The organism is Mesorhizobium sp. M2A.F.Ca.ET.039.01.1.1 (assembly GCF_003998035.1).
Lineage (GTDB): Bacteria > Pseudomonadota > Alphaproteobacteria > Rhizobiales > Rhizobiaceae > Mesorhizobium.
Map to the genome: position 1 here is coordinate 1 of NZ_RZRY01001401.1, position 653 is coordinate 653.

1 protein-coding gene and 1 pseudogene are annotated in these 653 nt (G+C 63.6%); one reads left to right on the forward strand and one right to left on the reverse strand.

The window, feature by feature from the left end; genetic code table 11:
• Positions 1–202: pseudogene (locus EOA24_RS40110) on the forward strand (diacylglycerol kinase family lipid kinase); the annotation flags it as partial.
• A 72-nt stretch (positions 203–274) separates the two neighbouring features.
• Here the strand turns inward: EOA24_RS40110 and EOA24_RS40115 are convergent.
• Positions 275–653: NAD-binding protein (locus tag EOA24_RS40115; protein WP_148669987.1), on the reverse strand; the 379-nt coding region annotated here is incomplete at its 5' end.

Here is a 653-nt window from a genome sequence, read left to right on the forward strand (position 1 = left end):
GATAAGGGACATCCGCCTGCTCTATGGCGGGCGGCACCGCAACCATCCGGCGATCACCATCCTGCGCGGCCGCAAGGTGCTGGTCGAGCCGTTGGGCGATGCCGAGAAAAATGGCGCGCTGGTCGATATAGACGGCGAGTCGCCGGGCCGGATTCCGGCGACGTTCGAGATCCTGCCCGGCGCCCTGACCTTAAGAGGTTGAATCAACTGGCTGAGGGCTTGATTCAGCAGGTAAGGCCAGCCCATTGAAATAACTAGCTAAATTTCTACCAGACTACAGTCCAAGCTTGGCCGGGAAGCCCGGCGCGCGCAGCTCAACGCCGACCGCATCCTCGAGCAGCTTGACGATCTGCGTCGACCAGGCGTCGCCGCCATAGGCGCGCTTGCCTTGCTCGAAGATCGCGTTGACGCGTGTCGCCAGATCGAGCGGCGCGCCGAAATCCCTGCCCATGGCGAGCGCGAAGCCGAGATCCTTCAGCGCCAGGTCCATGGTGAAACCGATGTCGTAGGAGCCGTTGAGCACGAGCTGGCTTTCGGTCTCGTGGACGAAGCTGTTGCCGGAAGAGGCCGCGATCGCGTGATAGGCCTGGGCGAGGTCGAGACGGCCTTGCTTGGCCAGCATCAGCGCCTCGCCCGCGGCGACGAGATGGATG